Genomic DNA, 23,075 nt, shown 5'->3' on the forward strand with positions numbered 1-23,075 from the left:
GAAATGCAGTCGCTGTGCCTGAACGTCGAGGTGCTCTCCAGCGACGGCATGTCCATCGAGATGCGCGACACCGACGAGGACGTCTTCCGCGCCGCGGAGGAGCTCGGTATCGACCTGTCCCGGCGTGAGCCGAGCAGCGTGGAAGAAGTCTGAGGGGGAGATCGCCAAAATGCTAGACGTCAACTTCTTCGACGAGCTTCGGATCGGGCTGGCGACGGCCGACGACATCCGTCAGTGGTCGCACGGCGAGGTCAAGAAGCCGGAGACCATCAACTACCGGACCCTCAAGCCGGAAAAGGACGGGCTCTTCTGCGAGAAGATCTTCGGTCCGACCCGGGACTGGGAGTGCTACTGCGGTAAGTACAAGCGCGTCCGGTTCAAGGGCATCATCTGTGAGCGCTGTGGCGTCGAGGTGACCCGCGCCAAGGTGCGTCGTGAGCGGATGGGCCACATCGAGCTGGCCGCGCCGGTCACGCACATCTGGTACTTCAAGGGCGTCCCGTCGCGCCTCGGCTACCTGCTCGACCTCGCCCCGAAGGACCTGGAGAAGGTCATCTACTTCGCGGCGTACATGATCACGCATGTCGACAACGAGATGCGTGAGCGTGACCTGCCCTCGCTGGAGGCGAAGATCTCCGTCGAGCGGCAGCACATCGAGCAGCGCCGCGACGCCGACGTCGAGGCCCGGCAGAAGAAGCTCGAGGCCGACCTGGCCGAGCTCGAGGCCGCCGGGGCCAAGGGCGACCAGCGCCGCAAGGTCCGCGAGGGCGCCGAGCGCGAGATGCGCCAGCTCCGCGACCGGGCCCAGCGTGAGCTGGACCGGCTCGAGGAGGTCTGGAGCCGCTTCAAGAACCTCAAGGTCCAGGACCTCGAGGGCGACGAGCTGCTCTACCGCGAGATGCGCGACCGCTTCGGCCGCTACTTCAAGGGCGGCATGGGCGCGCAGGCGATCCAGGACCGCCTGATCAGCTTCGACCTCGACGCCGAGGCCGAAAACCTGCGCGAGACCATCCGCAGCGGCAAGGGCCAGAAGAAGGCCCGCGCGCTCAAGCGGCTCAAGGTCGTCTCGGCGTTCCTCAACACCACCAACTCGCCGCGCGGCATGGTGCTGGACTGCATCCCGGTCATCCCGCCGGACCTGCGCCCGATGGTGCAGCTCGACGGTGGCCGGTTCGCGACCTCCGACCTCAACGACCTCTACCGCCGGGTCATCAACCGCAACAACCGCCTCAAGCGGCTTCTCGACCTCGGCGCGCCCGAGATCATCGTGAACAACGAGAAGCGGATGCTGCAGGAGGCCGTGGACGCGCTGTTCGACAACGGCCGCCGCGGTCGCCCGGTGACCGGTCCCGGCAACAGGCCGCTGAAGTCCCTCAGCGACATGCTGAAGGGTAAGCAGGGTCGTTTCCGCCAGAACCTGCTGGGCAAGCGAGTCGACTACTCGGGCCGTTCGGTCATCGTCGTCGGCCCGCAGCTCAAGCTGCACCAGTGCGGTCTGCCCAAGCAGATGGCGCTGGAGCTGTTCAAGCCGTTCGTGATGAAGCGGCTCGTGGACCTCAACCACGCGCAGAACATCAAGTCGGCCAAGCGGATGGTCGAGCGCGCCCGCCCTGTGGTGTGGGACGTGCTCGAAGAAGTCATCACCGAGCACCCGGTGCTGCTCAACCGTGCTCCGACGCTCCACCGTCTGGGCATCCAGGCGTTCGAGCCGCAGCTGGTCGAGGGCAAGGCCATCCAGATCCACCCGCTCGTCTGCACCGCGTTCAACGCGGACTTCGACGGCGACCAGATGGCCGTGCACCTGCCGCTGTCGGCTGAGGCCCAGGCCGAGGCGCGCATCCTGATGCTCTCGACCAACAACATCCTCAAGCCGGCCGACGGCAAGCCCGTGACGATGCCCACCCAGGACATGGTCATCGGCCTCTACTGGCTGACCACCCAGAAGGACGGCGCGCTGGGCGAGGGCCGCGTGTTCGGCTCCATCGCCGAGGCGCAGATGGCCTTCGACCGCCGCGAGCTGGAGATCCAGGCGAAGATCCAGATCCGGCTCAAGGACGTCCTGCCGCCGCGTGAGTGGGTTGCTCCCGAGGGCTGGGAGCAGGGCGACCCGATCCGGCTGGAGACGACGTTCGGGCGGTGCCTGTTCAACCAGACGCTGCCGGACAGCTACCCCTTCGTCGACTTCCAGGTCGGCAAGAAGCAGCTGTCCACGATCGTGAACGAGCTCGCGGAGACCTACCCCAAGATCGAGGTCGCCAACTCGCTCGACGCGCTCAAGGACGCCGGTTTCCGCTGGGCGACCCGCTCCGGCGTCACGATCTCGATCGAGGACGTCGTCGCGCCGCCGAACAAGACCGAGATCATGGAGAACTACGAGCGCCGGGCCGACAAGGTCCAGCGCGAGTACGAGCGCGGCCTGATCACCGACGAGGAGCGCCGTCAGGAGCTCATCGAGATCTGGACGCACGCGACGGCCGACGTCGAGACCGACATGGTCAACGCCTTCCCGGCGACCAACCCGGTCTGGATGATGGTCAACTCCGGCGCCCGTGGTAACAAGATGCAGGTCCGGCAGATCGCCGGCATCCGTGGCCTGGTGTCCAACACCAAGGGTGAGACGATCCCGCGCCCGATCAAGGCCTCGTTCCGCGAGGGCCTGTCGGTGCTGGAATACTTCATCTCCACCCACGGTCAGCGGAAGGGTCTGGCCGACACCGCCCTGCGTACCGCCGACTCGGGTTACCTGACCCGTCGTCTGGTGGACGTCGCGCAGGACGTCATCGTGCGTGAGATCGACTGCGGCACCGACCGCGGGGTCCCGCTGCACGTGGCCGATCGGGACGCGTCGGGCAACCTGGTCAAGGCGGAGAACGCCGAGTCCAACGTGCACGGCCGCATCCTGGCCGAGGACGTCGAGGTCGACGGCAAGGTCATCGTCCCGGCGGGCGTCGACATCAACGACATCCACGTGACGAAGCTGGTCGAGGCCGGGGTCGAGACCGTGCGGACGCGCAGCGCGCTCGTCTGCGAGGCCAAGATCGGTGTGTGCGCGACCTGCTACGGCCGCTCGCTGGCCACCGGCAAGCTCGTGGACGTCGGCGAGGCGGTCGGCATCATCGCCGCCCAGTCGATCGGTGAGCCCGGCACGCAGCTGACGATGCGGACGTTCCACACCGGTGGTGTGGCCGGCGCCGACATCACCCACGGTCTGCCCCGTGTCACGGAGCTGTTCGAGGCGCGCATCCCCAAGGGTGTCGCCCCGATCTCCGAGGCCGAGGGCCGGGTCCGCATCGACGAGACCGACAAGACCAGGAAGATCGTCATCACTCCGGACGACGGCTCGGAGGAGATCGCCTACCCGGTGTCGATGCGCTCACGCCTGCTCGTGCAGGACGGCCAGCGGGTCACGGTCGGCCAGCAGCTCGTCGCCGGTGCGGTCAACCCCAACGAGGTGCTGCGCATCCTCGGCCCGCGGGCCGTGCAGCTGCACCTGGTGGCGGAGGTCCAGCAGGTCTACCGCTCGCAGGGTGTGTCGATCCACGACAAGCACATCGAGATCATCGTTCGGCAGATGCTCAAGCGCGTCAACGTGCTGGAGTCCGGTGACACCGACCTGCTGCCCGGTGAGCTCGTCGAGCGGCCGCGCTTCGAGCTGATGAACCGCGAGACGGTGGCGGAGGGCGGCTCTCCGGCCGCCGGCCGTCCGGTGCTCATGGGCATCACGAAGGCGTCGCTGGCCACCGAGTCGTGGCTGTCGGCGGCCTCCTTCCAGGAGACCACCAGGGTCCTGACGGACGCGGCGATCCACGCCAAGTCCGACTCGCTCCTGGGCCTGAAGGAGAACGTCATCATCGGTAAGCTCATCCCGGCCGGTACCGGCATGCCGCAGTACCGCAACATCCGGGTCGAGCCGACCGAAGAGGCCAAGGCGGCCATGTACACCGTCGGTGGTTACGACGGCTCCGCGGCCGACTACACCTTCGGCACCGGCAGCGGCGAGGCCGTTCCGCTGGAGGAGTACGACTTCGGCCAGTACAACAGGTGATTTCCTAGTCATCTCCAGGTGACGCGCCCGGGTCTCTTGATCAAGAGGCCCGGGCGCGACGCTTTCCAGCCCCTCCTTTACGGCGGCGCCGTGGGGCGCTCCAGGCGCCGCACAACCTGAGGGCCCTCCAGGGAGACGGCATCTGAGCCCTTCAGTGGCTGAGCGCCGCTACGACGCCTCGTGGGCCGTCTCCGTGGCCCGGTCGTCCACCGGAGGTCGGGGAGACGTCAAGCACGCCCCTGTGGCGCGTCAAAACGGCGTGTCGGTCACCACGGTTGCGGGGCGTTGCGGGCAACGGTCTGGTCTCGTTGGGCGTACCGGGAACGAAATGCGGTACGGGCCTATATCATTGACGCGGAGCTGTAGATGGGCTGGATGAATAGGCCCCGCGATCCGGAGTGGCAAGGCTTGCCCGCTTTGTCGCGCCGTTTTGACGTGTCGCATGGGCCTGGGTAGTCTTGGACATCGTGCCCGTCTCTATGCGGGCTCTCGACCGTGCGCTCATTGCGGGCACGGGACAGCTTCCTGGCTCGTAATCCTCGCGGGACGTCTGCGTGAATAGCGCGACACGCCCGAGCGCGGGGGCGCCGAGACGGGGAAAACCAGCAGGTCATGACACCGGCAGCACCTGCGAAAAGCACCACAACTGACGTAACACCGGCCAAGGCACGAAACGGAGTGGCAGTGCCCACTATTCAGCAGTTGGTCCGCAAGGGCCGGCAGGACAAGGTCTCCAAGACCAAGACTCCTGCCCTCAAGGGGAGTCCGCAGCGGCGCGGCGTGTGCCAGCGCGTCTACACCACGACCCCGAAGAAGCCCAACTCGGCACTGCGCAAGGTGGCCCGCGTTCGGCTCACGAACGGCATCGAGGTCACGGCCTACATCCCCGGTGTGGGCAAGATCATCCGCGGTTCGCTCGACACCCAGGGTGTCCGCAACCGCAAGCAGGCCCGTAGCCGCTACGGCGCGAAGAAGGAGAAGAGCTAACAATGCCTCGTAAGGGTTCTCCTGGCCGTCGTCAGCTCATGGCTGACCCGGTTTACAGCTCCCCCCTGGTCACCGCTCTGATCAACAAGGTGCTCCTGGACGGCAAGCGTTCCATCGCGCAGTCGATCGTCTACGGCGCCCTCGAGGGTTGCCGCGAGAAGACGGGCAACGACCCGGTCGTCACCCTGAAGCGCGCGCTTGACAACGTCAAGCCCACCCTCGAGGTCCGCAGCCGCCGGGTCGGTGGCGCGACCTACCAGGTGCCGGTCGAGGTGCGCGCCGCGCGCAGCACCACCCTGGCCCTGCGCTGGCTGGTGCAGTACTCCCGCGCCCGCCGCGAGAAGACCATGACCGAGCGCCTCATGAACGAGCTCCTTGACGCCAGCAACGGCCTCGGGGCGAGCGTCAAGAAGCGCGAGGACACTCACAAGATGGCCGAGTCCAACAAGGCCTTCGCCCACTACCGCTGGTAACCCGGCGGGTTCGACGAGACGACGAGGACGCGAGTTAAAGTGGCCGCTACGACCGCTCTTGACCTGGCCAAGGTCCGCAACATTGGGATCATGGCCCATATCGACGCGGGCAAGACCACCACGACCGAGCGCATCCTGTTCTACACCGGCATCAACTACAAGATCGGTGAAGTCCACGAGGGCGCTGCCACGATGGACTGGATGGAGCAGGAGCAGGAGCGCGGCATCACGATCACGTCTGCCGCGACGACCTGTGAGTGGATCGGTCACACCATCAACATCATCGACACTCCGGGTCACGTCGACTTCACCATCGAGGTGGAGCGTTCGCTCCGCGTCCTCGACGGCGCGGTCGCCGTGTTCGACGGCGTCGCGGGTGTCGAGCCGCAGTCGGAGACGGTGTGGCGCCAGGCTGACCGCTACGAAGTTCCCCGGATCTGCTTCGTCAACAAGATGGACCGGGTCGGCGCGGAGTTCCACCGCTGCGTCGAGATGATGGTCAGCCGCCTGGGCGCGACCCCGGCTGTGATCCAGCTTCCGTGGGGCGTTGAGGCCGACTTCAAGGGCGTCATCGACCTCATCAAGATGAAGGGTCTCATCTGGAGCGCCGAGGCGGCCAAGGGCGAGATGTACGACACCGTCGACATCCCGGCCGACCACGCCGAGGCCGCCCGCGAGTGGCGCGACCGGCTCATCGAGACCGTCGCCGAGAACGACGACGAGCTGATGGAGCTCTACCTCGAGGGCACCGAGCCCACCGAGGAGCAGCTGGTGGCGGCCATCCGCCGCGCCACGCTGGCCAGCTCCATCAACCCGGTGCTGTGCGGCACCGCGTTCAAGAACAAGGGCGTGCAGCCCCTGCTCGACGCGATCGTCGCCTACCTCCCCGCCCCGACCGACCTCAAGGCGTTCAAGGGCCACGCGGTCGGCAAGGAGGACGAGGTGATCGAGCGTCACGCGGACCCGGCCGAGCCGTTCTCCGCGCTGGCGTTCAAGATTGCCAGCGACCCGCACCTGGGCAAGCTCACCTACATCCGCATCTACTCGGGCACGCTCGAGACCGGTTCACAGGTCGTCAACTCTGTGAAGGGTAAGAAGGAGCGGATCGGCAAGATCTACCAGATGCACGCCAACAAGCGCGAAGAGCGCCCCTCGGCGATCGCCGGCCAGATCGTCGCGGTCATGGGTCTGAAGGACACCACGACCGGCGACACCCTGTCGGACCCGGCCAACCAGGTCGTGCTCGAGTCGATGACGTTCCCGGCTCCGGTCATCAACGTCGCCATCGAGCCCAAGACCAAGGGCGACCAGGAGAAGCTGTCGACCGCCATCCAGCGGCTGGCCGAGGAGGACCCGTCCTTCCAGGTTCGCCGTGACGAGGAGACCGGTCAGACGGTCATCTGGGGCATGGGCGAGCTTCACCTGGAGATCCTCGTCGACCGCATGCGGCGCGAGTTCAAGGTCGAGGCCAACGTCGGCCGTCCGCAGGTCGCCTACCGGGAGACCATCCGCCGCAAGGTGGAGAAGCTTGACTACACCCACAAGAAGCAGACCGGTGGTTCCGGTCAGTTCGCGCGGGTGATCATCAACCTCGAGCCGCTGGGCGAAGGCAACGACGGCTACGAGTTCGAGAACAAGGTCACGGGTGGCCGTGTCCCGAGGGAGTACATCCCCTCGGTCGACGCGGGTGCTCAGGAGGCCGCCGAGTTCGGCGTGCTGGCCGGTTACCCGATGGTGGGCGTGAAGGTTACGCTCATCGATGGTGCCGCGCACGACGTCGACTCCTCGGAAATGGCGTTCAAGATCGCTGGCTCGATGGCCTTCAAGGAGGCCGCGCGCAAGGCCGACGCAGTGCTTCTCGAGCCGATGATGGCCGTCGAGGTCACCACGCCCGAGGACTACATGGGTGATGTCATCGGAGACCTCAACGGTCGCCGCGGGCAGATCCAGTCGATGGACGAGCGGGCCGGCGCCCGCGTCGTCCAGGCGCTCGTGCCGCTGTCTGAGATGTTCGGCTACGTGGGCGACCTGCGTAGCAAGACGCAGGGGCGCGCGAGCTACAGCATGCAGTTCGACTCCTACTCGGAGGTGCCCCCGGGCATCGCCAAGGAGATCGTCGCGAAGGCCCGGGGCGAATAGTTTCCGGTCCGATCCGGTGACGGATCGGACCAGGACTACTGTCCTGGTCCCTGGTGGGGTGGTGAGAGCCGCCCCGCCGCCAAGGGGTTCGGGAGTTCCCGGGCCCGAGTGTGTAGACGAAAGTCAGTCAGATTCTCAAGGAGAGAACCAGTGGGCAAGGCCAAGTTCGAGCGGACCAAGCCGCACATGAACATCGGCACCATTGGACACATCGACCACGGCAAGACCACGCTGACCGCGGCGATCACCAAGGTGCTTCACGACCGTTTCCCCGAGCTGAACAAGGCGACCCCGTTCGACAAGATCGACAAGGCGCCGGAGGAGAAGGCTCGCGGCATCACGATCTCGATCGCGCACGTCGAGTACCAGACGGAGAAGCGTCACTACGCGCACGTTGACTGCCCGGGTCACGCGGACTACGTGAAGAACATGATCACCGGTGCTGCCCAGATGGACGGCGCCATCCTCGTGGTCGCCGCCACCGACGGCCCGATGCCGCAGACGAAGGAGCACGTCCTCCTGGCCCGCCAGGTCGGCGTCCCCTACATCGTCGTGGCGCTCAACAAGGCCGACATGGTCGACGACGAGGAGATCCTGGAGCTCGTCGAGCTCGAGGTTCGCGAGCTCCTGTCCGCTCAGGAGTTCCCCGGCGACGACCTGCCCGTCGTCCGCGTCTCCGCGCTCAAGGCTCTTGAGGGCGACGAGAAGTGGGCCGACAGCATCGTCGAGCTGATGAACGCCGTGGACGAGAACGTCCCCGAGCCGCCCCGTGAGACGGACAAGCCGTTCCTCATGCCGGTCGAGGACGTCTTCTCGATCACTGGTCGCGGCACCGTCGTCACCGGCCGTATCGAGCGCGGTATCGTCAAGGTCAACGAGCAGGTCGACATCATCGGCATCAAGCCGGAGAAGACGACCACCACCGTCACCAGCATCGAGATGTTCAACAAGATGCTCGACACGGGCGAGGCCGGCGACAACGCCGCCCTGCTGCTCCGCGGCATCAAGCGTGACGAGGTCGAGCGCGGCCAGTGCATCATCAAGCCGGGCACGACCACCCCGCACACCGAGTTCACCGGCCAGGTCTACATCCTGTCCAAGGACGAGGGCGGCCGCCACACGCCGTTCTTCAACAACTACCGCCCGCAGTTCTACTTCCGTACGACTGACGTGACCGGTGTCGTGCACCTCCCTGAGGGCACCGAGATGGTCATGCCGGGCGACAACACCGAAATGCGCGTTGAGCTGATCCAGCCCATCGCCATGGAGGAAGGCCTCAAGTTCGCGATCCGTGAGGGTGGCCGCACCGTCGGCGCCGGCCGGGTCGTGAAGATCATCAAGTAGCTAGACCGTCGGGGCGGCGGTCGGCCCCGCACCTTGGGACCGACCGCCGAACCACGTTGAGGCCCCACGCATAGCGCCGTGATCCAGCAGTCGCTTCGGCCGAAGCACCTGTGACCGAAGTAACTGCCGGATCACGGAAGAAAAGGCAGATCGACTGTGTCTGCCTCGTGGGGTTACGCAGGCTCTTGCCTGCACCAGCACAGCGGCAACAGGCCGCACGATACTTTTTCAGACGACAGCGAAGGACACCGAGGCCACTATGGCGGGACAGAAGATCCGCATTCGGCTCAAGGCCTATGACCACGAGGTCATCGATAGCTCGGCCAAGAAGATCGTCGAGACGGTGACGCGGACTGGCGCGAAGGTCGCAGGCCCGGTGCCGCTGCCGACCGAGAAGAACGTGTACTGCGTCATCCGCTCGCCGCACAAGTACAAGGACAGCCGCGAGCACTTCGAGATGCGCACGCACAAGCGGCTGATTGACATCATCGACCCGACCCCCAAGACGGTTGACTCGCTCATGCGGCTCGACCTTCCCGCGGGTGTCGACATTTCGATCAAGCTCTGAGGGAACGCACTGACATGGCTAAGACGATCAAGGGCGTCCTGGGCAAGAAGCTCGGCATGACCCAGGTCTTCGACGCGGACAACCGGATGGTTCCGGTGACCGTGGTCGAGGCCGGTCCGTGCGTGGTGACCCGCGTCCGCACTCCCGAGAAGGACGGCTACGCCGCCGTACAGCTCGGCTTCGGGCAGGTCGACCCCAGGAAGGTCAACAAGCCGCTCGGCGACTACCTGCGTAAGCACGACATCACCCCGCGCCGTTACTTCGCGGAGATCCGCACCGACGACGCGAGCGACTACACCCTGGGCCAGGAGCTGCTGGCCGACACCTTCGAGGCGGGCCAGTTCGTCGACGTGACGGGCAAGAGCAAGGGCAAGGGCTTCGCCGGTGTCATGAAGCGGCACGGCTTCGGTGGTCTGGGCGCGTCGCACGGTACGCAGCGCAAGCACCGTTCGCCGGGTTCCATCGGTGGCTGCGCCACCCCGGGCCGCGTTTTCAAGGGTCTGCGCATGGCTGGCCGGATGGGTAACGTCCGCACCACTGTGCAGAGCCTCAAGGTTCACTCCGTCGACGCCGAGAAGGGTCTCATCCTGATCAAGGGTGCGATTCCCGGCGCCAACGGCAGCCTGGTCCTCGTCCGTACCGCTGCCAAGAAGGGGGCTGCCAAGTGAGCACCACTATTGACGTCCTCGACGCCAGCGGCGCCAAGGCCGGCACCGTAGACCTGCCCGAAGACGTCTTCGGCGCCAAGGTCAACGTGCCGCTGATCCACCAGGTGGTCGTGGCCCAGCTCGCCGCTCGCCGGCAGGGCACCCACAAGGCCAAGAGCCGTGGTGAGGTCTCCGGCGGCGGCAAGAAGCCGTACCGCCAGAAGGGCACCGGCCGCGCCCGTCAGGGCTCGACCCGCGCGCCGCAGTTCACCGGCGGTGGCGTCGTTCACGGTCCCGTGCCGCGGGACTACTCCCAGCGCACGCCCAAGAAGATGAAGGCCGCCGCGCTGCGCGGCGCCCTGTCCGACCGGGCCGGCGGCGGCCGCGTCCACGTGGTCAGCTCGCTGGTCGCGGGGGAGACCCCGAAGACCAAGGCTGCCCTCGAGGCGCTGCGCAAGATCACGCAGGCGCCGCGCGTGCTCGTCGTGGTCGACGACGCCGACGAGCTGACGTGGATGAGCCTGCGTAACGCTCCCGAGGTCCACCTGCTGGACGCCGGGCAGCTCAACACCTATGACGTGCTCGTGCACGACGACGTGGTCTTCACGCAGGAGGCTTACGACCAGGTCGTCGCTCGCCTGAGCCAGGGCGGGAAGGAAGACGCCTGATGGAGAAGATCGCCGACCCGCGCGACATCATCATCAAGCCGGTCGTCTCTGAGAAGAGCTACGGGCTGATCGATGAGAACAACAAGTACACGTTCCTGGTGAAGAAGACCGCGAACAAGACCCAGGTCAAGATCGCCGTTGAGCAGATCTTCGGGGTCAAGGTCACCAGCGTGAACACGATCAACCGGCAGGGCAAGCGCAAGCGCACCCGTACCGGCTACGGCCAGCGTCCCGACACCAAGCGCGCCATCGTGAGCCTGGTCGAGGGCGATCGGATCGACATCTTCGGTCAGATCGGCTAGCAGCCATAGAAGTGAGCGGGCCGCGAGGTCCGCGGGGCGAGACCGTCGCACTCCGGTGCGGCGGGCTCACCCATGCAACCGACGAAGGATGAACGAAAAAGATGGGCATCCGTAAATACAAGCCGACGACTCCGGGTCGCCGCGGGTCGAGTGTCTCGGACTTCTCCGAGATCACCCGCAGCACGCCCGAGAAGTCGCTGCTTGCGCCCCTTCACAGCAAGGGTGGCCGGAACGTACACGGCCGTGTCACCGCACGCCACCAGGGCGGCGGTCACAAGCGCGCCTACCGGATCATTGACTTCCGTAGGCATGACAAGGACGGCATTCCGGCGAAGGTCGCTCACATCGAGTACGACCCCAACCGCACCGCCAACATCGCTCTGCTCCACTACGCCGACGGCGAGAAGCGCTACATCATCGCGCCGACGGGCCTCAAGCAGGGCGACCGAATCGAGAACGGCCCCGCTGCCGACATCAAGCCGGGCAACTGCCTGCCGCTGCGCAACATCCCGACCGGTACCTTCATCCACGCGGTGGAGCTCCGTCCGGGCGGCGGCGCCAAGCTCGGCCGCTCCGCGGGCGCCCAGATCCAGCTGCTCGCCAAGGAAGGCCAGTACGCCACCCTGCGTATGCCGTCCGGTGAAATGCGCATGGTCGACGTGCGCTGCCGGGCGACGGTCGGCCAGGTCGGCAACGCCGAGCAGGCCAACATCAACTGGGGCAAGGCCGGCCGTATGCGGTGGAAGGGCAAGCGCCCGACCGTCCGCGGTGTCGCGATGAACCCCGTCGACCACCCGCATGGTGGTGGTGAGGGCAAGACCTCCGGTGGTCGCCACCCGGTGAACCCGAAGGGCAAGCCTGAGGGCCGCACCCGCCAGGCCAACAAGTCCAGCGACCGGCTGATCATCCGTCGTCGGAGCAAGAGGAAGAAGCGGTAGGAGCAGCCGAAATGCCACGTAGCCTTAAGAAGGGTCCCTTCGTGGACGACCACCTGGCTAAGAAGGTGGACGCCCAGAACGAAAAGGGCACCAAGAACGTCATCAAGACGTGGTCGCGGCGCTCCATGATCGTTCCCGACATGCTCGGGCACACGATCGCCGTGCACGACGGCCGCAAGCACGTCCCGGTGTTCGTCACCGAGTCGATGATCGGCCACAAGCTCGGAGAGTTCGCCCCCACGCGGACGTTCCGCAGCCACGTCAAGGAAGACCGGCGCAGCCGGCGATAGACGCCTTCAGAAGCATTAGAGGAGTAAGCGATGGAAGCCAGGGCTCAGGCGCGGTTCGTCCGTGTCACGCCCCTCAAGGCCCGCCGCGTGGTGGACCTTATTCGCGGGCTGCCCGCTTCGGAGGCGCAGGCCGTGCTGCAGTTCGCTCCCCAGTCGGCGAGCGAGCCCATTTTCAAGGTGCTCAGCAGTGCCATGGCGAACGCTGAGCACAACTTCGATCTCGACCCGAGCACGCTCGTCGTGAGCCGCGCGTGGGTCGACGAGGGCCCGACGCTGAAGCGGTTCCGTCCGCGTGCACAGGGTCGCGCCTATCGGATCAACAAGCGGACGAGCCACATCACCGTGATCGTGGAGTCCCGCGAGCCGAAGGGAAGGACCCGATAGTGGGCCAGAAGGTTAACCCGCACGGGTTCCGCCTCGGCATCACGACCGACTTCAAGAGCCGGTGGTACGCCGACAAGCTGTACAAGTCGTACGTCGCCGAGGACGTGGCGATCCGCCGCATGCTGCAGAAGGGCATGGAGCGGGCCGGCATCTCCAAGGTCGAGATCGAGCGCACCACGGACCGCGTGCAGGTGGACATCCACACCGCGCGTCCCGGCATCGTGATCGGCCGGCGCGGCGCCGAGGCGGACCGCATCCGTGGCGACCTGGAGAAGCTGACCAAGAAGCAGGTCCAGCTCAACATTCTCGAGGTCAAGAACCCGGAGATCGACGCGCAGCTCGTCGCGCAGGGCGTGGCCGAGCAGCTGTCCAGCCGCGTCTCGTTCCGCCGTGCCATGCGCAAGGCGATGCAGTCGGCCATGAAGTCCGGCGCCAAGGGCATCCGTGTCCAGTGCTCCGGTCGTCTGGGCGGCGCCGAGATGTCGAGGTCGGAGTTCTACCGCGAGGGCCGTGTGCCGCTGCACACGCTCCGCGCGGACATCGACTACGGCTTCTACGAGGCCCGTACGACCTTCGGCCGCATCGGCGTGAAGGTCTGGATCTACAAGGGCGAGGCTCCGACCAGCCGCGCCGAGCGTGAGGCGGCCGCCGCCGGCGCTCGTGCCGGCCAGCGTCGCGAGCGCGACGACCGTCGTGGTGGCGGCGGCGACCGTCCCCGTCGTGGTGGTGGCGCCGGTGGCGCCCGCCGCGGTGGTGGCGGCGGCCGCGGCGACCGCGCCCCCCGCACTGAGGCGGCCGCACAGACCGCCCCCGAGACCGGCCCGGCTGCGCAGCCGGGTGCTGAAGGGAGCTGACCATGCTGATCCCGCGCAGGGTCAAGCACCGCAAGCAGCACCGGCCTGACCGCAGCGGAGCCGCCAAGGGCGGCACCAGGGTCGTGTTCGGCGAGTTCGGCATTCAGGCGATTGAGCACTCCTACGTGACCAACCGCCAGATCGAGTCGGCCCGTATCGCCATGACCCGGCACATCCGCCGTGGCGGCAAGGTGTGGATCAACATCTACCCCGACCGTCCGCTCACCAAGAAGCCTGCCGAGACCCGCATGGGTTCCGGTAAGGGTTCGCCGGAGTGGTGGATCGCCAACGTCAAGCCCGGACGCGTGATGTTCGAGCTGTCCGGCGTGGCGGAGCCGATCGCTCGCGAAGCGCTTCAGCGTGCGATCCACAAGCTCCCGATGAAGTGCAAGATCGTTAAGCGTGAAGTGGGTGAGGCGTGATGGCTAAGGGCCTGACCGCCGGCGAGCTGCGAGTGGAGGACCAGGACACCCTGGTCCAGAAGCTCAAGGAAGCCAAGGAGGAGCTGTTCAACCTCCGCTTCCAGTCAGCGACCGGTCAGTTGGAGAGCCACGGGCGGCTGCGTGCCGTCCGCCGCGAGATCGCCCGTATCTACACCGTGATGCGCGAGCGCGAGCTGGGCATCGTCACGGTCGAGAAGGAGACGAGCGATGGCTGAGACCGAGACCACTACTGAGAGCACCGGCGAGGCGCGGAACTTCCGCAAGGTCCGCGAGGGCCTGGTCGTCAGCGACAAGATGGACAAGACCGTCGTCGTCGCCGTCGAGGACCGCGTCAAGCACCGTCTGTACGGCAAGGTCATCCGCCGTACGACCAAGTACAAGGCACACGACGAGGCCAACGCCTGCGGCGTCGGCGACCGCGTGCTGCTCATGGAGACCCGCCCCCTCTCCGCCACCAAGCGGTGGAGGGTCGTGGAGATCCTCGAGAAGGCCAAGTAACCCTTCTCGGATATGCCGCGCCTTCGTGGGGGCTCTCAGAGCCCCCATGACGGCGTCCAAGGACGCGGGGTCCACCAGGGCCTCGCGTCGCCTGCGGTGCGGTCCCAGGCCCTCTGGAGGGCTCTGAGGGACTGTGGCCGTGGGACCAAGACAACAGCAGGTTCCGCCAGGCTCAGAAATGAGAACCGGCGCGACTAACAGGAGTTCAACGTGATCCAGCAGGAGTCGCGGCTCAAGGTCGCCGACAACACGGGCGCAAAGGAGATCCTTTGCATCCGTGTTCTCGGTGGCTCGGGCCGACGCTACGCCGGTATCGGCGACGTGATCGTCGCCACTGTCAAGGACGCGCTGCCGGGCAGCACGGGCGTCAAGAAGGGCGACGTGGTCAAGGCCGTCATCGTCCGCACGGTCAAGGAGCGCCGCCGGCCCGACGGCTCCTACATCCGCTTCGACGAGAACGCCGCCGTCATCATCAAGGACAGCGGTGACCCTCGCGGCACTCGTATCTTCGGCCCGGTCGGCCGCGAGCTGCGCGACAAGAAGTTCATGCGCATCATCTCGCTCGCTCCGGAGGTGCTGTAATGCCGAAGTCGCTGCATGTGAAGAAGGGTGACCTGGTCCAGGTCATCTCGGGCAAGGACAAGGGTGCCAAGGGCCGTGTGATCGCCGCACTGCCGCGCGAGGACCGCGTGGTGGTCGAGGGCGTCAACATGATCAAGAAGCACGCCAAGGAGACCCACCAGGGCCCGCGCGGCGCCAAGACCGGCGGCGTGCAGACCATGGAAGGTCCCATCCACGTCTCGAACGTGAAGAAGCTTAAGGACGACAAGCCCGCCGACAAGAAGGCCGACGAGACGAAGGCCGACGAGACGGGTGAGGACAGCTGATGACTGCCACGACCACTGAGACCGAGCGTCCGACGCCGCGACTCAAGACGAAGTACCGCGAGGAAATCGCGGCCCAGCTTCGCGAGCAGTTCGGCATCGAGAACGTCATGCAGATCCCGGCCCTGACCAAGATCAAGGTCAACATGGGCGTCGGCGAGGCGGCACGCGACTCCAAGCTCATCGAAGGCGCTGTCCGCGACCTCACCGCGATCACCGGCCAGAAGCCGGCCGTGGTCCGGGCCCGCAAGTCCATCGCCCAGTTCAAGTTGCGTGAGGGCATGCCGATCGGCGCGCACGTCACGCTGCGCGGCGACCGCATGTGGGAGTTCCTGGACCGGCTGCTGGCGCTGGCGCTGCCCCGCATCAGGGACTTCCGCGGTCTGTCGCCCAAGCAGTTCGACGGCAACGGCAACTACACGTTCGGTCTGACCGAGCAGGTCATGTTCCACGAGGTAGACCAGGACAAGGTCGACCGGCCGCGGGGCATGGACATCACGATCGTGACCACCGCGACGAACGACGACCAGGGCCGGGCGCTGCTGAAGCTCCTCGGCTTCCCCTTCAAGGAGGCCTGATCCAGATGGCGAAGAAGTCGCTGATCGCCAAGGCGGGGCGTAAGCAGAAGTTCGAGGTCCGCGCGTACACCCGGTGCACGCGTTGTGGCCGGCCCCGCGCCGTCTACAAGAAGTTCGGGCTCTGCCGCGTGTGCTTCCGCGAGATGGCGCACCGGGGCGAGCTGCCCGGCATCACCAAGTCGAGCTGGTAGATACCCTGTGGGCGGCCCTGCGTCGCCCCCGGGTGGCTGCCCGCCACACATATTTCAGTAGAAGAACAGGGCGCACCGCGCCCGTGACCGCGCCGAAGGTCCACCGGTAGAGCTCTGCTTCACCGACTGGAAACCGCGGCGAGGAAGGCCACTGGCCATGACGATGACCGATCCGATCGCAGACATGCTCACGCGTCTGCGCAACGCGAACTCGGCGTACCACGACAGCGTGTCGATGCCGTATTCGAAGATCAAGGCGCACATCGCCGAGATCCTCCAGCAGGAGGGCTACATCCAGGCTTGGACCGTCGAAGACGCCAAGGTTGGTAAGAACCTCGTGGTGGAGCTCAAGTTCGGGCCTACCCGTGAGCGGTCGCTCGCGGGCCTGCGCCGGGTTTCCAAGCCCGGTCTGCGGGTTTATGCGAAGAAGGACAACCTGCCTCGAGTCCTGGGCGGACTGGGCGTCGCGATCATCTCGACGTCCCACGGCCTCATGACCGACAAGCAGGCCGGCAAGCGTGGTGTGGGCGGGGAAGTCCTCGCCTACGTCTGGTAGAGGGGAGGAACACAGCATGTCGAGAATCGGACGGCTGCCCATCCCTGTGCCCAGTGGCGTAGACATCACGATCACCGGCCAGGATGTTCAGGTCAAGGGCCCGAAGGGCACGCTCACTCACTCGGTCGCCGAGCCCATCAAGGTGGCTCGGGACGACGACGGCACCATCGCCGTCAGCCGACCCAACGACGAGAACAAGGTCCGTGCGCTGCACGGCCTGTCCAGGACTCTGATCGCCAACATGGTGCAGGGCGTCACCCAGGGCTACTCCAAGACCCTGGAGATCGTCGGCGTCGGTTACCGCGTTCAGGCCAAGGGCCCGACGCAGCTGGAGTTCTCTCTGGGCTTCAGTCACCCGGTCATCGTCGACGCCCCCGAGGGCGTCTCCTTCCGCGTCGAGAAGCCGACCCTGTTCCACGTGGACGGCATCGACAAGCAGAAGGTCGGCGAGGTCGCCGCCAACATCCGCAAGTTGCGCAAGCCTGACCCGTATAAGGGCAAGGGCGTGCGTTACCAGGGCGAACAGATCCGCCGCAAGGTCGGAAAGGCTGGTAAGTAGGCATGGCTCCGAAGACTGCGTTCAGCAAGCACACGGCTGCCCGCACCGTCTCGCGGGCCCGCCGGCACCGCCGCGTCCGCAAGTACGTCGTGGGTACGGCCGAGCGTCCGCGCCTGGTCGTCAACCGGTCGGCTCGTCACCTGTTCGTCCAGATCGTGGACGACTCCGTCGGTCACACGCTGGTGAGCGCGTCCACCATGGACGCCACGCTGCGCGCGCTGGAGGCGGACAAGACCGAGAAGGCCAAGAAGGTCGGCGAGCTCCTCGCTCAGCGGGCCAAGGAAGCCGGGATCTCCAAGGTCGTCTTCGACCGCGGTGGCAACCGGTATGCAGGTCGGATCGCGGCGCTGGCCGACAGCGCTCGCGAGGGCGGGCTCGAGTTCTGATGAGGGCCCGAGGATCGCAAATGATGGCAACTGAGATGAGGAACCACTGATGGCTGCAGCTCCGCGTCGCGGTGGCGGCACCGGTGGCGAGCGGCGGGACCGTCGTGACGATCGCCGCGGTGGCGCCGCCGACAAGGGCGTCTCGTACATCGAGCGCGTAGTGAAGATCAACCGAGTGGCCAAGGTCGTGAAGGGTGGTCGTCGCTTCAGCTTCACCGCCCTCGTCGTCGTCGGCGACGGCAACGGCCTGGTCGGCGTCGGCTATGGCAAGGCCAAGGAAGTCCCCGCGGCCATCGCCAAGGGCGTCGAAGAGGCGAAGAAGCACTTCTTCAAGGTGCCTCGGATCCAGGGCACCATCCCGCACACCGTGCAGGGCGAGGAGGCGGCCGGCGTCGTCTTCCTGCGTCCGGCCTCGGCCGGTACCGGCGTCATCGCCGGTGGCCCGGTGCGTGCGGTGCTGGAGTGCGCCGGCATCCACGACGTGCTGTCCAAGTCGCTCGGCTCGGACAACCCGATCAACATCGTGCATGCCACCGTGGCGGCTCTGAAGGGCCTTTCGCGCCCCGAGGAGATCGCCGCCCGCCGTGGCCTGCCGATCGAGGACGTGGCTCCGGCCCGGATGCTCAAGGCTCAGCGCGAGGGCATCGCGGAGGCTGCGGCCGCGAAGGCGGTGAGCTAGTCATGGCACGCCTGAAGATCACTCAGGTTCGCTCGAAGATCGGTGGCAAGCAGAACCAGCGTGACTCGCTGCGCTCGCTTGGCCTGAAGCGAATCGGCGATGTCGTCGTCAAGGAGGACCGGCCCGAGATTCGCGGGATGGTCTCCGTGGTGACGCACCTCGTCGAGGTGGAAGAGGTCGACTAGTCATGACTGACAAGGCTCCGCTGAAGATTCACGACCTGCGTCCCGCCCCTGGCGCCAACAAGGCCAAGGTCCGCAAGGGTCGTGGCGAGGCGTCCAAGGGCAAGACCGCCGGTCGCGGCACCAAGGGCAGCCACGCCCGTACCACGGTTCCCCTCGGCTTCGAGGGTGGCCAGGTGCCGCTGCAGAGGCGTCTGCCGAAGCTCAAGGGCTTCTCCAACGCCATGTTCAAGACGACCTACCAGGTCGTCAACCTCGACAAGATCGGCGAGCTGTTCCCCGAGGGTGGCGAGGTCACCGTCGAGACGCTGGTCGCCAAGGGTGCTGTTCGCAAGAACCAGCTCGTGAAGGTGCTGGGCACCGGCGAGATCTCGGTCGCGGTCAACGTGCAGGCGCATGCCTTCTCGTCCGCCGCGAAGGAGAAGATCGCCGCTGCCGGTGGCTCTGTTACCGAGCTGTAAGAGCTATTACGAGGCGTGGGGGCTTTGACAAATGCCCCCACGCCCGTAGTGCGTTAGAGTTCGCGAGACGGCAGGCTTCTGTCCGGCTCGTCAGACCTAAGACTTGAGATGGCAGATCCCCGCACCATCGCATACTCACACCGCCGTAAAGGCGCGCAGGAGGGACCGTGCTGACCGCGTTTACCCGGGCGTTCCGGACACCGGACCTGCGCAAGAAGTTGCTCTTCACGCTGGGCATCATCGCGCTATTCCGTCTCGGCTCGGTTCTTCCGACTCCGGGAGTTCACGTCCAGAACCTCGCGGCCTGTTTCGATCAGGCCCGTAACGGAGCCGCCGGCAACATCTACGGGATGGTGCAGCTTTTCAGCGGCGGTGCGCTCCTGAAGCTGTCGGTGTTCGCGCTGGGCATCATGCCGTACATCACCGCGAGCATCATTCTGCAACTGCTCGTCGTGGTGATTCCGCGCCTTGAGGCGCTGAAGAAGGAGGGACAGGCCGGTCAGACGAAGATCACGCAGTACACGCGTTATCTGACCATCGGCCTCGCGGTCCTGCAGTCGACCGCGTTCATCGCCCTGGCCCGCACCGGCCAGCTCTTCCCGAACTGCCAGCAGGACGTGCTGCTCAGCAACGACATCTTCCCCATCGTCACGATGGTGATCATCATGACGGCCGGCACGTCCGTGATCATGTGGCTGGGCGAGCTGATCACCGACCGCGGCGTCGGCAACGGCATGTCCATCCTGATCTTCACCCAGATCGTGGCGGTCTTCCCGTCCGAGCTGGCCAACATCTTCCAGGCCAACAAGTTCACCTTCGCGGTGGTCATGGTGGTCGGAGTCTTCATGATCGCCGCGGTGGTCTTCGTCGAGCAGGGGCAGCGGCGCATCCCGGTGCAGTACGCCAAGCGGATGGTGGGGCGCCGGATGTACGGCGGCACCTCCACCTACATCCCGCTCAAGGTCAACCAGGCCGGCATCATCCCGGTCATCTTCGCCTCGTCACTGCTCTACCTGCCGCAGCTGATCACCTCGCTCTTCCAGACCAGCGACAACGCGGTGATCCGGTGGATTTCGCAGAACCTCGCCACGGGCGACACGCCCATCTACATGGCGACGTTCTTCCTGCTGATCGTCTTCTTCACGTACTTCTACGTGTCGATTACGTTCAACCCCGCTGAAGTCGCCGACAACATGAAGAAGTACGGTGGTTTCATTCCGGGCATCCGCCCCGGCCGGCCGACGGCTGAATACCTGAACTTCGTGCTCACTCGTCTGACCGCGCCGGGATCGCTCTATCTGGGTCTGATTTCCATGGTCCCGATCGTCGCCCTGGCGGTGTCCGGTGCGAGCCAGAACTTCCCGTTCGGAGGGACGAGCATTCTGATCATGGTAGGCGTCGGCCTTGACACGGTGAAGCAGATCGAGAGCCAGCTGCAGCAGCGTAATTACGAAGGCTTCCTGCGGTAGTGCGTCTCGTTCTCGTCGGGCCCCCCGGAGCGGGTAAGGGGACACAGGCCCAGTACATCGCATCGAACCTGTCCATCCCGAAGATCTCGACAGGTGACATCTTCCGTGCCAACGTCTCGGGCGGCACGGATCTTGGCAAGCTGGCCAAGACCTACATGGACCGTGGCGACCTGGTGCCCGACGAGGTCACCATCGCCATGGTCCGTGACCGCCTCTCGGAGGACGACGCGCAGGACGGGTTCCTGCTCGACGGCTTCCCCCGGAATGTCGCGCAGGCGGAGATCCTGCGCGACATGCTCAAGGACTGGGGCCAGGCGCTGGACCTCGTCCTCGAGCTCGTCGTGGACGACGACGAGGTGGTCAGGCGGTTGGCCGGCCGGCGCACCTGTAGCCAGTGCGGCCGCATTTGGCACGTCGAGTTCGACGACAAGAAGGACGACAAGTGCGACGCGTGTGGGGGTGCGCTCTTCCAGCGTGACGACGACAAGGAGGAGACCGTCAGGCACCGCCTGGAGGTCTACCAGGAGCAGACGGCGCCGCTGGTCTCCTACTACGCCGACGAGGGCATCCTGGTCGGGGTCGACGCGACGGGGCCGGTCGAGGAGGTCACTCAGCGGGCCATGGAGGCGATCCGTCCGTTCATGGGCTAGCTGCGGCAGCACCGAATTGCGGAGGTGGCACGGGTTTCCGTGCCACCTCGCGGCTATTGTGGGGGAATTGGGCCCCCGCGCGGCCCGTTGAGTGACCCAGGGGGGCAAAGGATGTTCAAGAGGAACCGACACGGAATCCAGATCAAGTCGCCGGAGCAGCTGGAGAAGATGCGGGCGGCGGGGCTGGTGGTCGGGCACACGCTCGACCTGCTGAAGCGCTCGGTCGAGCCCGGCATGACGCCGCTCGACCTCGACTCCATCGCCGAGAAGGCGATCAGGGACGCGGGCGCGATCCCGTCGTTCAAGGGCTACCAGGGCTTTCCCGCGACGATCTGCGCGTCGGTGAACAACGAGGTGGTGCACGGCATCCCGACCGACGCCCGCAAGCTGCGCGAGGGCGACATCATCTCGATCGACTGCGGCGCGATCCTCGACGGCTGGCACGGCGACTCGGCCGTCACGGTTCCGGTCGGCGCGGTGGACTCCAAGCTTACGGAGCTGATGCGGATCACGGAGGAGGCCATGTGGCGCGGCATCGCCGCGCTGACGCCCGGCCGCCACCTGTCCGACATCGGTTACGAGATCGAGCGGTACGTCAAGTCGCAAGGCCGCTTCGGCATCCCCCCGGAGTACGGCGGCCACGGCATCGGCACCGAGATGCACATGGACCCGTGGATCGCCAACCACGGCCGGCCGGGCCGCGGCCCGGTGCTGGAAGAGGGCATGTGCCTGGCCGTCGAGCCCATGGTCAACCTGGGGACGGAGCGCACCCGCGTACTGACCGACGACTGGACCGTGGTGACGATGGACGGTAAAGCGTCCGCACACTTCGAACACAGCGTCGCGGTGACACATAATGGACCTTGGGTGCTGACCGCCCTAGATGGGGGCAAAGAGCGCCTGGCTCAGCCGCAGAACTAGCCGGGAGTGGTGGGATGGCGAACAGCCCCGAGATGCGTGCTTCCGACTCCGATCGCGACCGCGTGGCCGCCGTCCTCCGCGAGCACACCGCCGAAGGCCGCATCACGATGGAGGAGTTCAACGAGCGGCTGGAACAGCTCTACCAGAGCAAGACCTACGGCGAGCTGGCCAAGCTCACGGCCGACCTGCCCGACGTGGACCTGCGCAACCGCCCCGCCAAGGTGACGCCGAAGCCCGTCAGCAAGGCCGGCATGCATTCCGGCATGAAGGCGGCCTGGGGCGCCTGGGCCATGGCCAGCGGCATCAACTGGGTGATCTGGCTGATCGTGAGCGTCACGGCGGGCGACCTGATCTATCCCTGGCCGCTGTGGGTCATGGGCCCGTGGGGCGTCATCCTGCTGATGAGCACCATATTCGGCGGCGACCAATCCAAGCGCCGGTAGGAGTCTGTGCAGTAGTGCACTATGTGCATTCGTGCGCAGAACGTATAAGACCGACTTCCTAACGTGAGCTGTGTCGAGAACACGACTCACGGAGGAAACCAAATGCGCAAGTTCCTTGCGGCCGCCGCTTTCGCCGGATCGATCGCCGTCACCGGCCTCGCCGTCGCCCCCGCCGCCCAGGCGGCCACCGCCACCCAGAGCGCCGCCGCGACGGCGACCTCGGTGAGCAACTGGGGCAAGTACTACTCCAGCAACCACAAGGCCTACACCTACGGCAAGACCTGGAAGCAGAACGGCAAGGTCTACACGAAGTGGTACGGCAAGGAGTCCACGCCCAAGAAGGGCTACGTCTGGTTCAAGTACTACTCCGGCGGTAGCTGGCACAAGTTCTACCGCGGCTGGGACGGCTCGTACAACGAGACCTGGTCCAAGAAGGGCGTCAAGAAGCTGTACACCTACACCTGCTGGGAGAGCCCGCGCAAGTACTGCGGCGCGTCGCACCGCATCTACTGAGGGCCCGTTTCCCTGGAAGGCCC

At 66.1% G+C, this 23,075-nt stretch carries 31 protein-coding genes; all 31 read left to right on the forward strand.

Annotated features, from left to right (window positions below; all coding sequences use genetic code 11):
• Window positions 1–169 precede the first annotated feature (169 nt).
• Window positions 170–4,045 (forward strand): DNA-directed RNA polymerase subunit beta', encoded by a 3,876-nt coding sequence (locus tag ACTMTI_RS00005; protein WP_441117325.1) that lies wholly within the window; start codon window positions 170–172, stop codon window positions 4,043–4,045.
• Between the two features lie 684 nt (window positions 4,046–4,729).
• Window positions 4,730–5,032 (forward strand): 30S ribosomal protein S12, encoded by a 303-nt coding sequence (rpsL, locus tag ACTMTI_RS00010; protein WP_441117326.1) that lies wholly within the window; start codon window positions 4,730–4,732, stop codon window positions 5,030–5,032.
• 2 nt (window positions 5,033–5,034) lie between these two features.
• Window positions 5,035–5,505, forward strand: coding sequence for a 30S ribosomal protein S7 (rpsG, locus tag ACTMTI_RS00015; RefSeq protein ID WP_020542314.1), 471 nt, complete (start codon window positions 5,035–5,037; stop codon window positions 5,503–5,505).
• Window positions 5,506–5,595: 90 nt separating this feature from the next.
• Window positions 5,596–7,644, forward strand: a complete 2,049-nt coding sequence (fusA, locus tag ACTMTI_RS00020; protein WP_441117327.1) for an elongation factor G — start codon at window positions 5,596–5,598, stop codon at window positions 7,642–7,644.
• Window positions 7,645–7,794: 150 nt separating this feature from the next.
• Window positions 7,795–8,988, forward strand: a complete 1,194-nt coding sequence (gene tuf, locus ACTMTI_RS00025) for an elongation factor Tu (protein WP_441117328.1) — start codon at window positions 7,795–7,797, stop codon at window positions 8,986–8,988.
• Window positions 8,989–9,247: 259 nt separating this feature from the next.
• Window positions 9,248–9,556, forward strand: a complete 309-nt coding sequence (rpsJ, locus tag ACTMTI_RS00030) for a 30S ribosomal protein S10 (RefSeq protein ID WP_012887830.1) — start codon at window positions 9,248–9,250, stop codon at window positions 9,554–9,556.
• Window positions 9,557–9,570: 14 nt separating this feature from the next.
• The gene (gene rplC, locus ACTMTI_RS00035; RefSeq protein WP_441117329.1) at window positions 9,571–10,224 is read left to right on the forward strand and encodes a 50S ribosomal protein L3; all 654 of its coding nucleotides are present in this window, start codon (window positions 9,571–9,573) and stop codon (window positions 10,222–10,224) included.
• Entirely contained in the window at window positions 10,221–10,871 is a 651-nt protein-coding gene (gene rplD / locus ACTMTI_RS00040) for a 50S ribosomal protein L4 (RefSeq protein WP_441117330.1), read from the forward strand. The genes rplC and rplD overlap by 4 nt, the downstream gene beginning before the upstream one ends.
• Window positions 10,871–11,173 (forward strand): 50S ribosomal protein L23, encoded by a 303-nt coding sequence (rplW, locus tag ACTMTI_RS00045; RefSeq protein ID WP_441117331.1) that lies wholly within the window; start codon window positions 10,871–10,873, stop codon window positions 11,171–11,173. Before rplD ends, rplW begins: the two co-directional genes overlap by 1 nt.
• A 101-nt stretch (window positions 11,174–11,274) precedes the next feature.
• Window positions 11,275–12,111, forward strand: coding sequence for a 50S ribosomal protein L2 (rplB, locus tag ACTMTI_RS00050; protein WP_111180890.1), 837 nt, complete (start codon window positions 11,275–11,277; stop codon window positions 12,109–12,111).
• An 11-nt stretch (window positions 12,112–12,122) separates the two neighbouring features.
• A complete protein-coding gene (gene rpsS / locus ACTMTI_RS00055) occupies window positions 12,123–12,401 on the forward strand; it encodes a 30S ribosomal protein S19 (protein WP_357681660.1) in 279 nt (92 codons plus the stop codon).
• 30 nt (window positions 12,402–12,431) lie between these two features.
• Window positions 12,432–12,785, forward strand: coding sequence for a 50S ribosomal protein L22 (rplV, locus tag ACTMTI_RS00060; RefSeq protein WP_132599484.1), 354 nt, complete (start codon window positions 12,432–12,434; stop codon window positions 12,783–12,785).
• The gene (rpsC, locus tag ACTMTI_RS00065; protein WP_441117333.1) at window positions 12,785–13,639 is read left to right on the forward strand and encodes a 30S ribosomal protein S3; all 855 of its coding nucleotides are present in this window, start codon (window positions 12,785–12,787) and stop codon (window positions 13,637–13,639) included. The genes rplV and rpsC overlap by 1 nt, the downstream gene beginning before the upstream one ends.
• A gap of 2 nt (window positions 13,640–13,641) precedes the next feature.
• Window positions 13,642–14,061 carry a 50S ribosomal protein L16 gene (rplP, locus tag ACTMTI_RS00070; RefSeq protein ID WP_055506387.1) on the forward strand — a complete coding sequence of 140 codons (420 nt, stop codon included), beginning with the start codon at window positions 13,642–13,644 and terminating at the stop codon, window positions 14,059–14,061.
• Window positions 14,061–14,297, forward strand: a complete 237-nt coding sequence (rpmC, locus tag ACTMTI_RS00075) for a 50S ribosomal protein L29 (RefSeq protein ID WP_138694754.1) — start codon at window positions 14,061–14,063, stop codon at window positions 14,295–14,297. The genes rplP and rpmC overlap by 1 nt, the downstream gene beginning before the upstream one ends.
• Window positions 14,290–14,580, forward strand: a complete 291-nt coding sequence (gene rpsQ, locus ACTMTI_RS00080; RefSeq protein ID WP_441117336.1) for a 30S ribosomal protein S17 — start codon at window positions 14,290–14,292, stop codon at window positions 14,578–14,580. The genes rpmC and rpsQ overlap by 8 nt, the downstream gene beginning before the upstream one ends.
• A 210-nt stretch (window positions 14,581–14,790) precedes the next feature.
• Window positions 14,791–15,162 carry a 50S ribosomal protein L14 gene (gene rplN / locus ACTMTI_RS00085; protein ID WP_026214151.1) on the forward strand — a complete coding sequence of 124 codons (372 nt, stop codon included), beginning with the start codon at window positions 14,791–14,793 and terminating at the stop codon, window positions 15,160–15,162.
• Between the two features lie 11 nt (window positions 15,163–15,173).
• Window positions 15,174–15,467 (forward strand): 50S ribosomal protein L24, encoded by a 294-nt coding sequence (rplX, locus tag ACTMTI_RS00090; protein WP_441118130.1) that lies wholly within the window; start codon window positions 15,174–15,176, stop codon window positions 15,465–15,467.
• Window positions 15,467–16,042, forward strand: coding sequence for a 50S ribosomal protein L5 (rplE, locus tag ACTMTI_RS00095; protein ID WP_441117337.1), 576 nt, complete (start codon window positions 15,467–15,469; stop codon window positions 16,040–16,042). The genes rplX and rplE overlap by 1 nt, the downstream gene beginning before the upstream one ends.
• A 5-nt stretch (window positions 16,043–16,047) precedes the next feature.
• A complete protein-coding gene (locus ACTMTI_RS00100) occupies window positions 16,048–16,233 on the forward strand; it encodes a type Z 30S ribosomal protein S14 (RefSeq protein ID WP_345558132.1) in 186 nt (61 codons plus the stop codon).
• Between the two features lie 157 nt (window positions 16,234–16,390).
• A complete protein-coding gene (rpsH, locus tag ACTMTI_RS00105; protein ID WP_020542297.1) occupies window positions 16,391–16,789 on the forward strand; it encodes a 30S ribosomal protein S8 in 399 nt (132 codons plus the stop codon).
• A 16-nt stretch (window positions 16,790–16,805) separates the two neighbouring features.
• Window positions 16,806–17,348 (forward strand): 50S ribosomal protein L6, encoded by a 543-nt coding sequence (gene rplF, locus ACTMTI_RS00110; RefSeq protein ID WP_441117338.1) that lies wholly within the window; start codon window positions 16,806–16,808, stop codon window positions 17,346–17,348.
• Window positions 17,349–17,350: 2 nt separating this feature from the next.
• A complete protein-coding gene (rplR, locus tag ACTMTI_RS00115; protein ID WP_441117339.1) occupies window positions 17,351–17,734 on the forward strand; it encodes a 50S ribosomal protein L18 in 384 nt (127 codons plus the stop codon).
• 49 nt (window positions 17,735–17,783) lie between these two features.
• Window positions 17,784–18,413, forward strand: a complete 630-nt coding sequence (gene rpsE, locus ACTMTI_RS00120) for a 30S ribosomal protein S5 (protein WP_049572667.1) — start codon at window positions 17,784–17,786, stop codon at window positions 18,411–18,413.
• Between the two features lie 2 nt (window positions 18,414–18,415).
• A complete protein-coding gene (rpmD, locus tag ACTMTI_RS00125; protein ID WP_080043226.1) occupies window positions 18,416–18,598 on the forward strand; it encodes a 50S ribosomal protein L30 in 183 nt (60 codons plus the stop codon).
• A gap of 2 nt (window positions 18,599–18,600) precedes the next feature.
• Window positions 18,601–19,056, forward strand: a complete 456-nt coding sequence (gene rplO / locus ACTMTI_RS00130) for a 50S ribosomal protein L15 (protein ID WP_441117340.1) — start codon at window positions 18,601–18,603, stop codon at window positions 19,054–19,056.
• Window positions 19,057–19,223: 167 nt separating this feature from the next.
• Window positions 19,224–20,525: a preprotein translocase subunit SecY gene (secY, locus tag ACTMTI_RS00135; RefSeq protein ID WP_441117341.1), complete on the forward strand. Its 1,302-nt coding sequence runs from the start codon at window positions 19,224–19,226 to the stop codon at window positions 20,523–20,525.
• Complete coding sequence (locus ACTMTI_RS00140; RefSeq protein WP_185070637.1) at window positions 20,525–21,175, forward strand: adenylate kinase; 651 nt, start codon at window positions 20,525–20,527, stop codon at window positions 21,173–21,175. The genes secY and ACTMTI_RS00140 overlap by 1 nt, the downstream gene beginning before the upstream one ends.
• 111 nt (window positions 21,176–21,286) lie before the next feature.
• Entirely contained in the window at window positions 21,287–22,096 is an 810-nt protein-coding gene (map, locus tag ACTMTI_RS00145; protein ID WP_441117343.1) for a type I methionyl aminopeptidase, read from the forward strand.
• Between the two features lie 14 nt (window positions 22,097–22,110).
• On the forward strand, window positions 22,111–22,539 hold the full coding sequence (locus ACTMTI_RS00150) for a DUF1707 SHOCT-like domain-containing protein (RefSeq protein WP_441117344.1): 429 nt from the start codon (window positions 22,111–22,113) through the stop codon (window positions 22,537–22,539).
• Window positions 22,540–22,641: 102 nt separating this feature from the next.
• The gene (locus ACTMTI_RS00155) at window positions 22,642–23,052 is read left to right on the forward strand and encodes a hypothetical protein (protein WP_441117345.1); all 411 of its coding nucleotides are present in this window, start codon (window positions 22,642–22,644) and stop codon (window positions 23,050–23,052) included.
• Window positions 23,053–23,075 lie beyond the last annotated feature (23 nt).

Origin of the sequence: Nonomuraea sp. H19, assembly GCF_052068215.1 — a bacterium.
Taxonomy (GTDB): Bacteria; Actinomycetota; Actinomycetes; order Streptosporangiales; family Streptosporangiaceae; genus Nonomuraea.

What these genes read in the sequence shown, in the direction of transcription:
- rpsG (WP_020542314.1), top strand. Translation starts at nt 5,035, where the DNA reads ATGCCTCGTAAGGGTTCTCCTGGCCGTCGTCAGCTCATGGCTGACCCG.
- fusA (WP_441117327.1), top strand. Translation starts at nt 5,596, where the DNA reads ATGGCCCATATCGACGCGGGCAAGACCACCACGACCGAGCGCATCCTG.
- rpsJ (WP_012887830.1), top strand. Translation starts at nt 9,248, where the DNA reads ATGGCGGGACAGAAGATCCGCATTCGGCTCAAGGCCTATGACCACGAG.
- rplC (WP_441117329.1), top strand. Translation starts at nt 9,571, where the DNA reads ATGGCTAAGACGATCAAGGGCGTCCTGGGCAAGAAGCTCGGCATGACC.
- ACTMTI_RS00155 (WP_441117345.1), top strand. Translation starts at nt 22,642, where the DNA reads ATGCGCAAGTTCCTTGCGGCCGCCGCTTTCGCCGGATCGATCGCCGTC.
- rpsS (WP_357681660.1), top strand. Translation starts at nt 12,123, where the DNA reads ATGCCACGTAGCCTTAAGAAGGGTCCCTTCGTGGACGACCACCTGGCT.
- ACTMTI_RS00100 (WP_345558132.1), top strand. Translation starts at nt 16,048, where the DNA reads ATGGCGAAGAAGTCGCTGATCGCCAAGGCGGGGCGTAAGCAGAAGTTC.
- rpsE (WP_049572667.1), top strand. Translation starts at nt 17,784, where the DNA reads ATGGCTGCAGCTCCGCGTCGCGGTGGCGGCACCGGTGGCGAGCGGCGG.
- map (WP_441117343.1), top strand. Translation starts at nt 21,287, where the DNA reads ATGTTCAAGAGGAACCGACACGGAATCCAGATCAAGTCGCCGGAGCAG.
- rpsH (WP_020542297.1), top strand. Translation starts at nt 16,391, where the DNA reads ATGACGATGACCGATCCGATCGCAGACATGCTCACGCGTCTGCGCAAC.
- rplR (WP_441117339.1), top strand. Translation starts at nt 17,351, where the DNA reads ATGGCTCCGAAGACTGCGTTCAGCAAGCACACGGCTGCCCGCACCGTC.
- rplV (WP_132599484.1), top strand. Translation starts at nt 12,432, where the DNA reads ATGGAAGCCAGGGCTCAGGCGCGGTTCGTCCGTGTCACGCCCCTCAAG.
- rpmC (WP_138694754.1), top strand. Translation starts at nt 14,061, where the DNA reads ATGGCTAAGGGCCTGACCGCCGGCGAGCTGCGAGTGGAGGACCAGGAC.
- rplB (WP_111180890.1), top strand. Translation starts at nt 11,275, where the DNA reads ATGGGCATCCGTAAATACAAGCCGACGACTCCGGGTCGCCGCGGGTCG.
- rplO (WP_441117340.1), top strand. Translation starts at nt 18,601, where the DNA reads ATGACTGACAAGGCTCCGCTGAAGATTCACGACCTGCGTCCCGCCCCT.
- rplF (WP_441117338.1), top strand. Translation starts at nt 16,806, where the DNA reads ATGTCGAGAATCGGACGGCTGCCCATCCCTGTGCCCAGTGGCGTAGAC.
- ACTMTI_RS00005 (WP_441117325.1), top strand. Translation starts at nt 170, where the DNA reads ATGCTAGACGTCAACTTCTTCGACGAGCTTCGGATCGGGCTGGCGACG.
- ACTMTI_RS00150 (WP_441117344.1), top strand. Translation starts at nt 22,111, where the DNA reads ATGGCGAACAGCCCCGAGATGCGTGCTTCCGACTCCGATCGCGACCGC.
- rpmD (WP_080043226.1), top strand. Translation starts at nt 18,416, where the DNA reads ATGGCACGCCTGAAGATCACTCAGGTTCGCTCGAAGATCGGTGGCAAG.
- rplE (WP_441117337.1), top strand. Translation starts at nt 15,467, where the DNA reads ATGACTGCCACGACCACTGAGACCGAGCGTCCGACGCCGCGACTCAAG.
- rplW (WP_441117331.1), top strand. Translation starts at nt 10,871, where the DNA reads ATGGAGAAGATCGCCGACCCGCGCGACATCATCATCAAGCCGGTCGTC.
- rplP (WP_055506387.1), top strand. Translation starts at nt 13,642, where the DNA reads ATGCTGATCCCGCGCAGGGTCAAGCACCGCAAGCAGCACCGGCCTGAC.
- rpsQ (WP_441117336.1), top strand. Translation starts at nt 14,290, where the DNA reads ATGGCTGAGACCGAGACCACTACTGAGAGCACCGGCGAGGCGCGGAAC.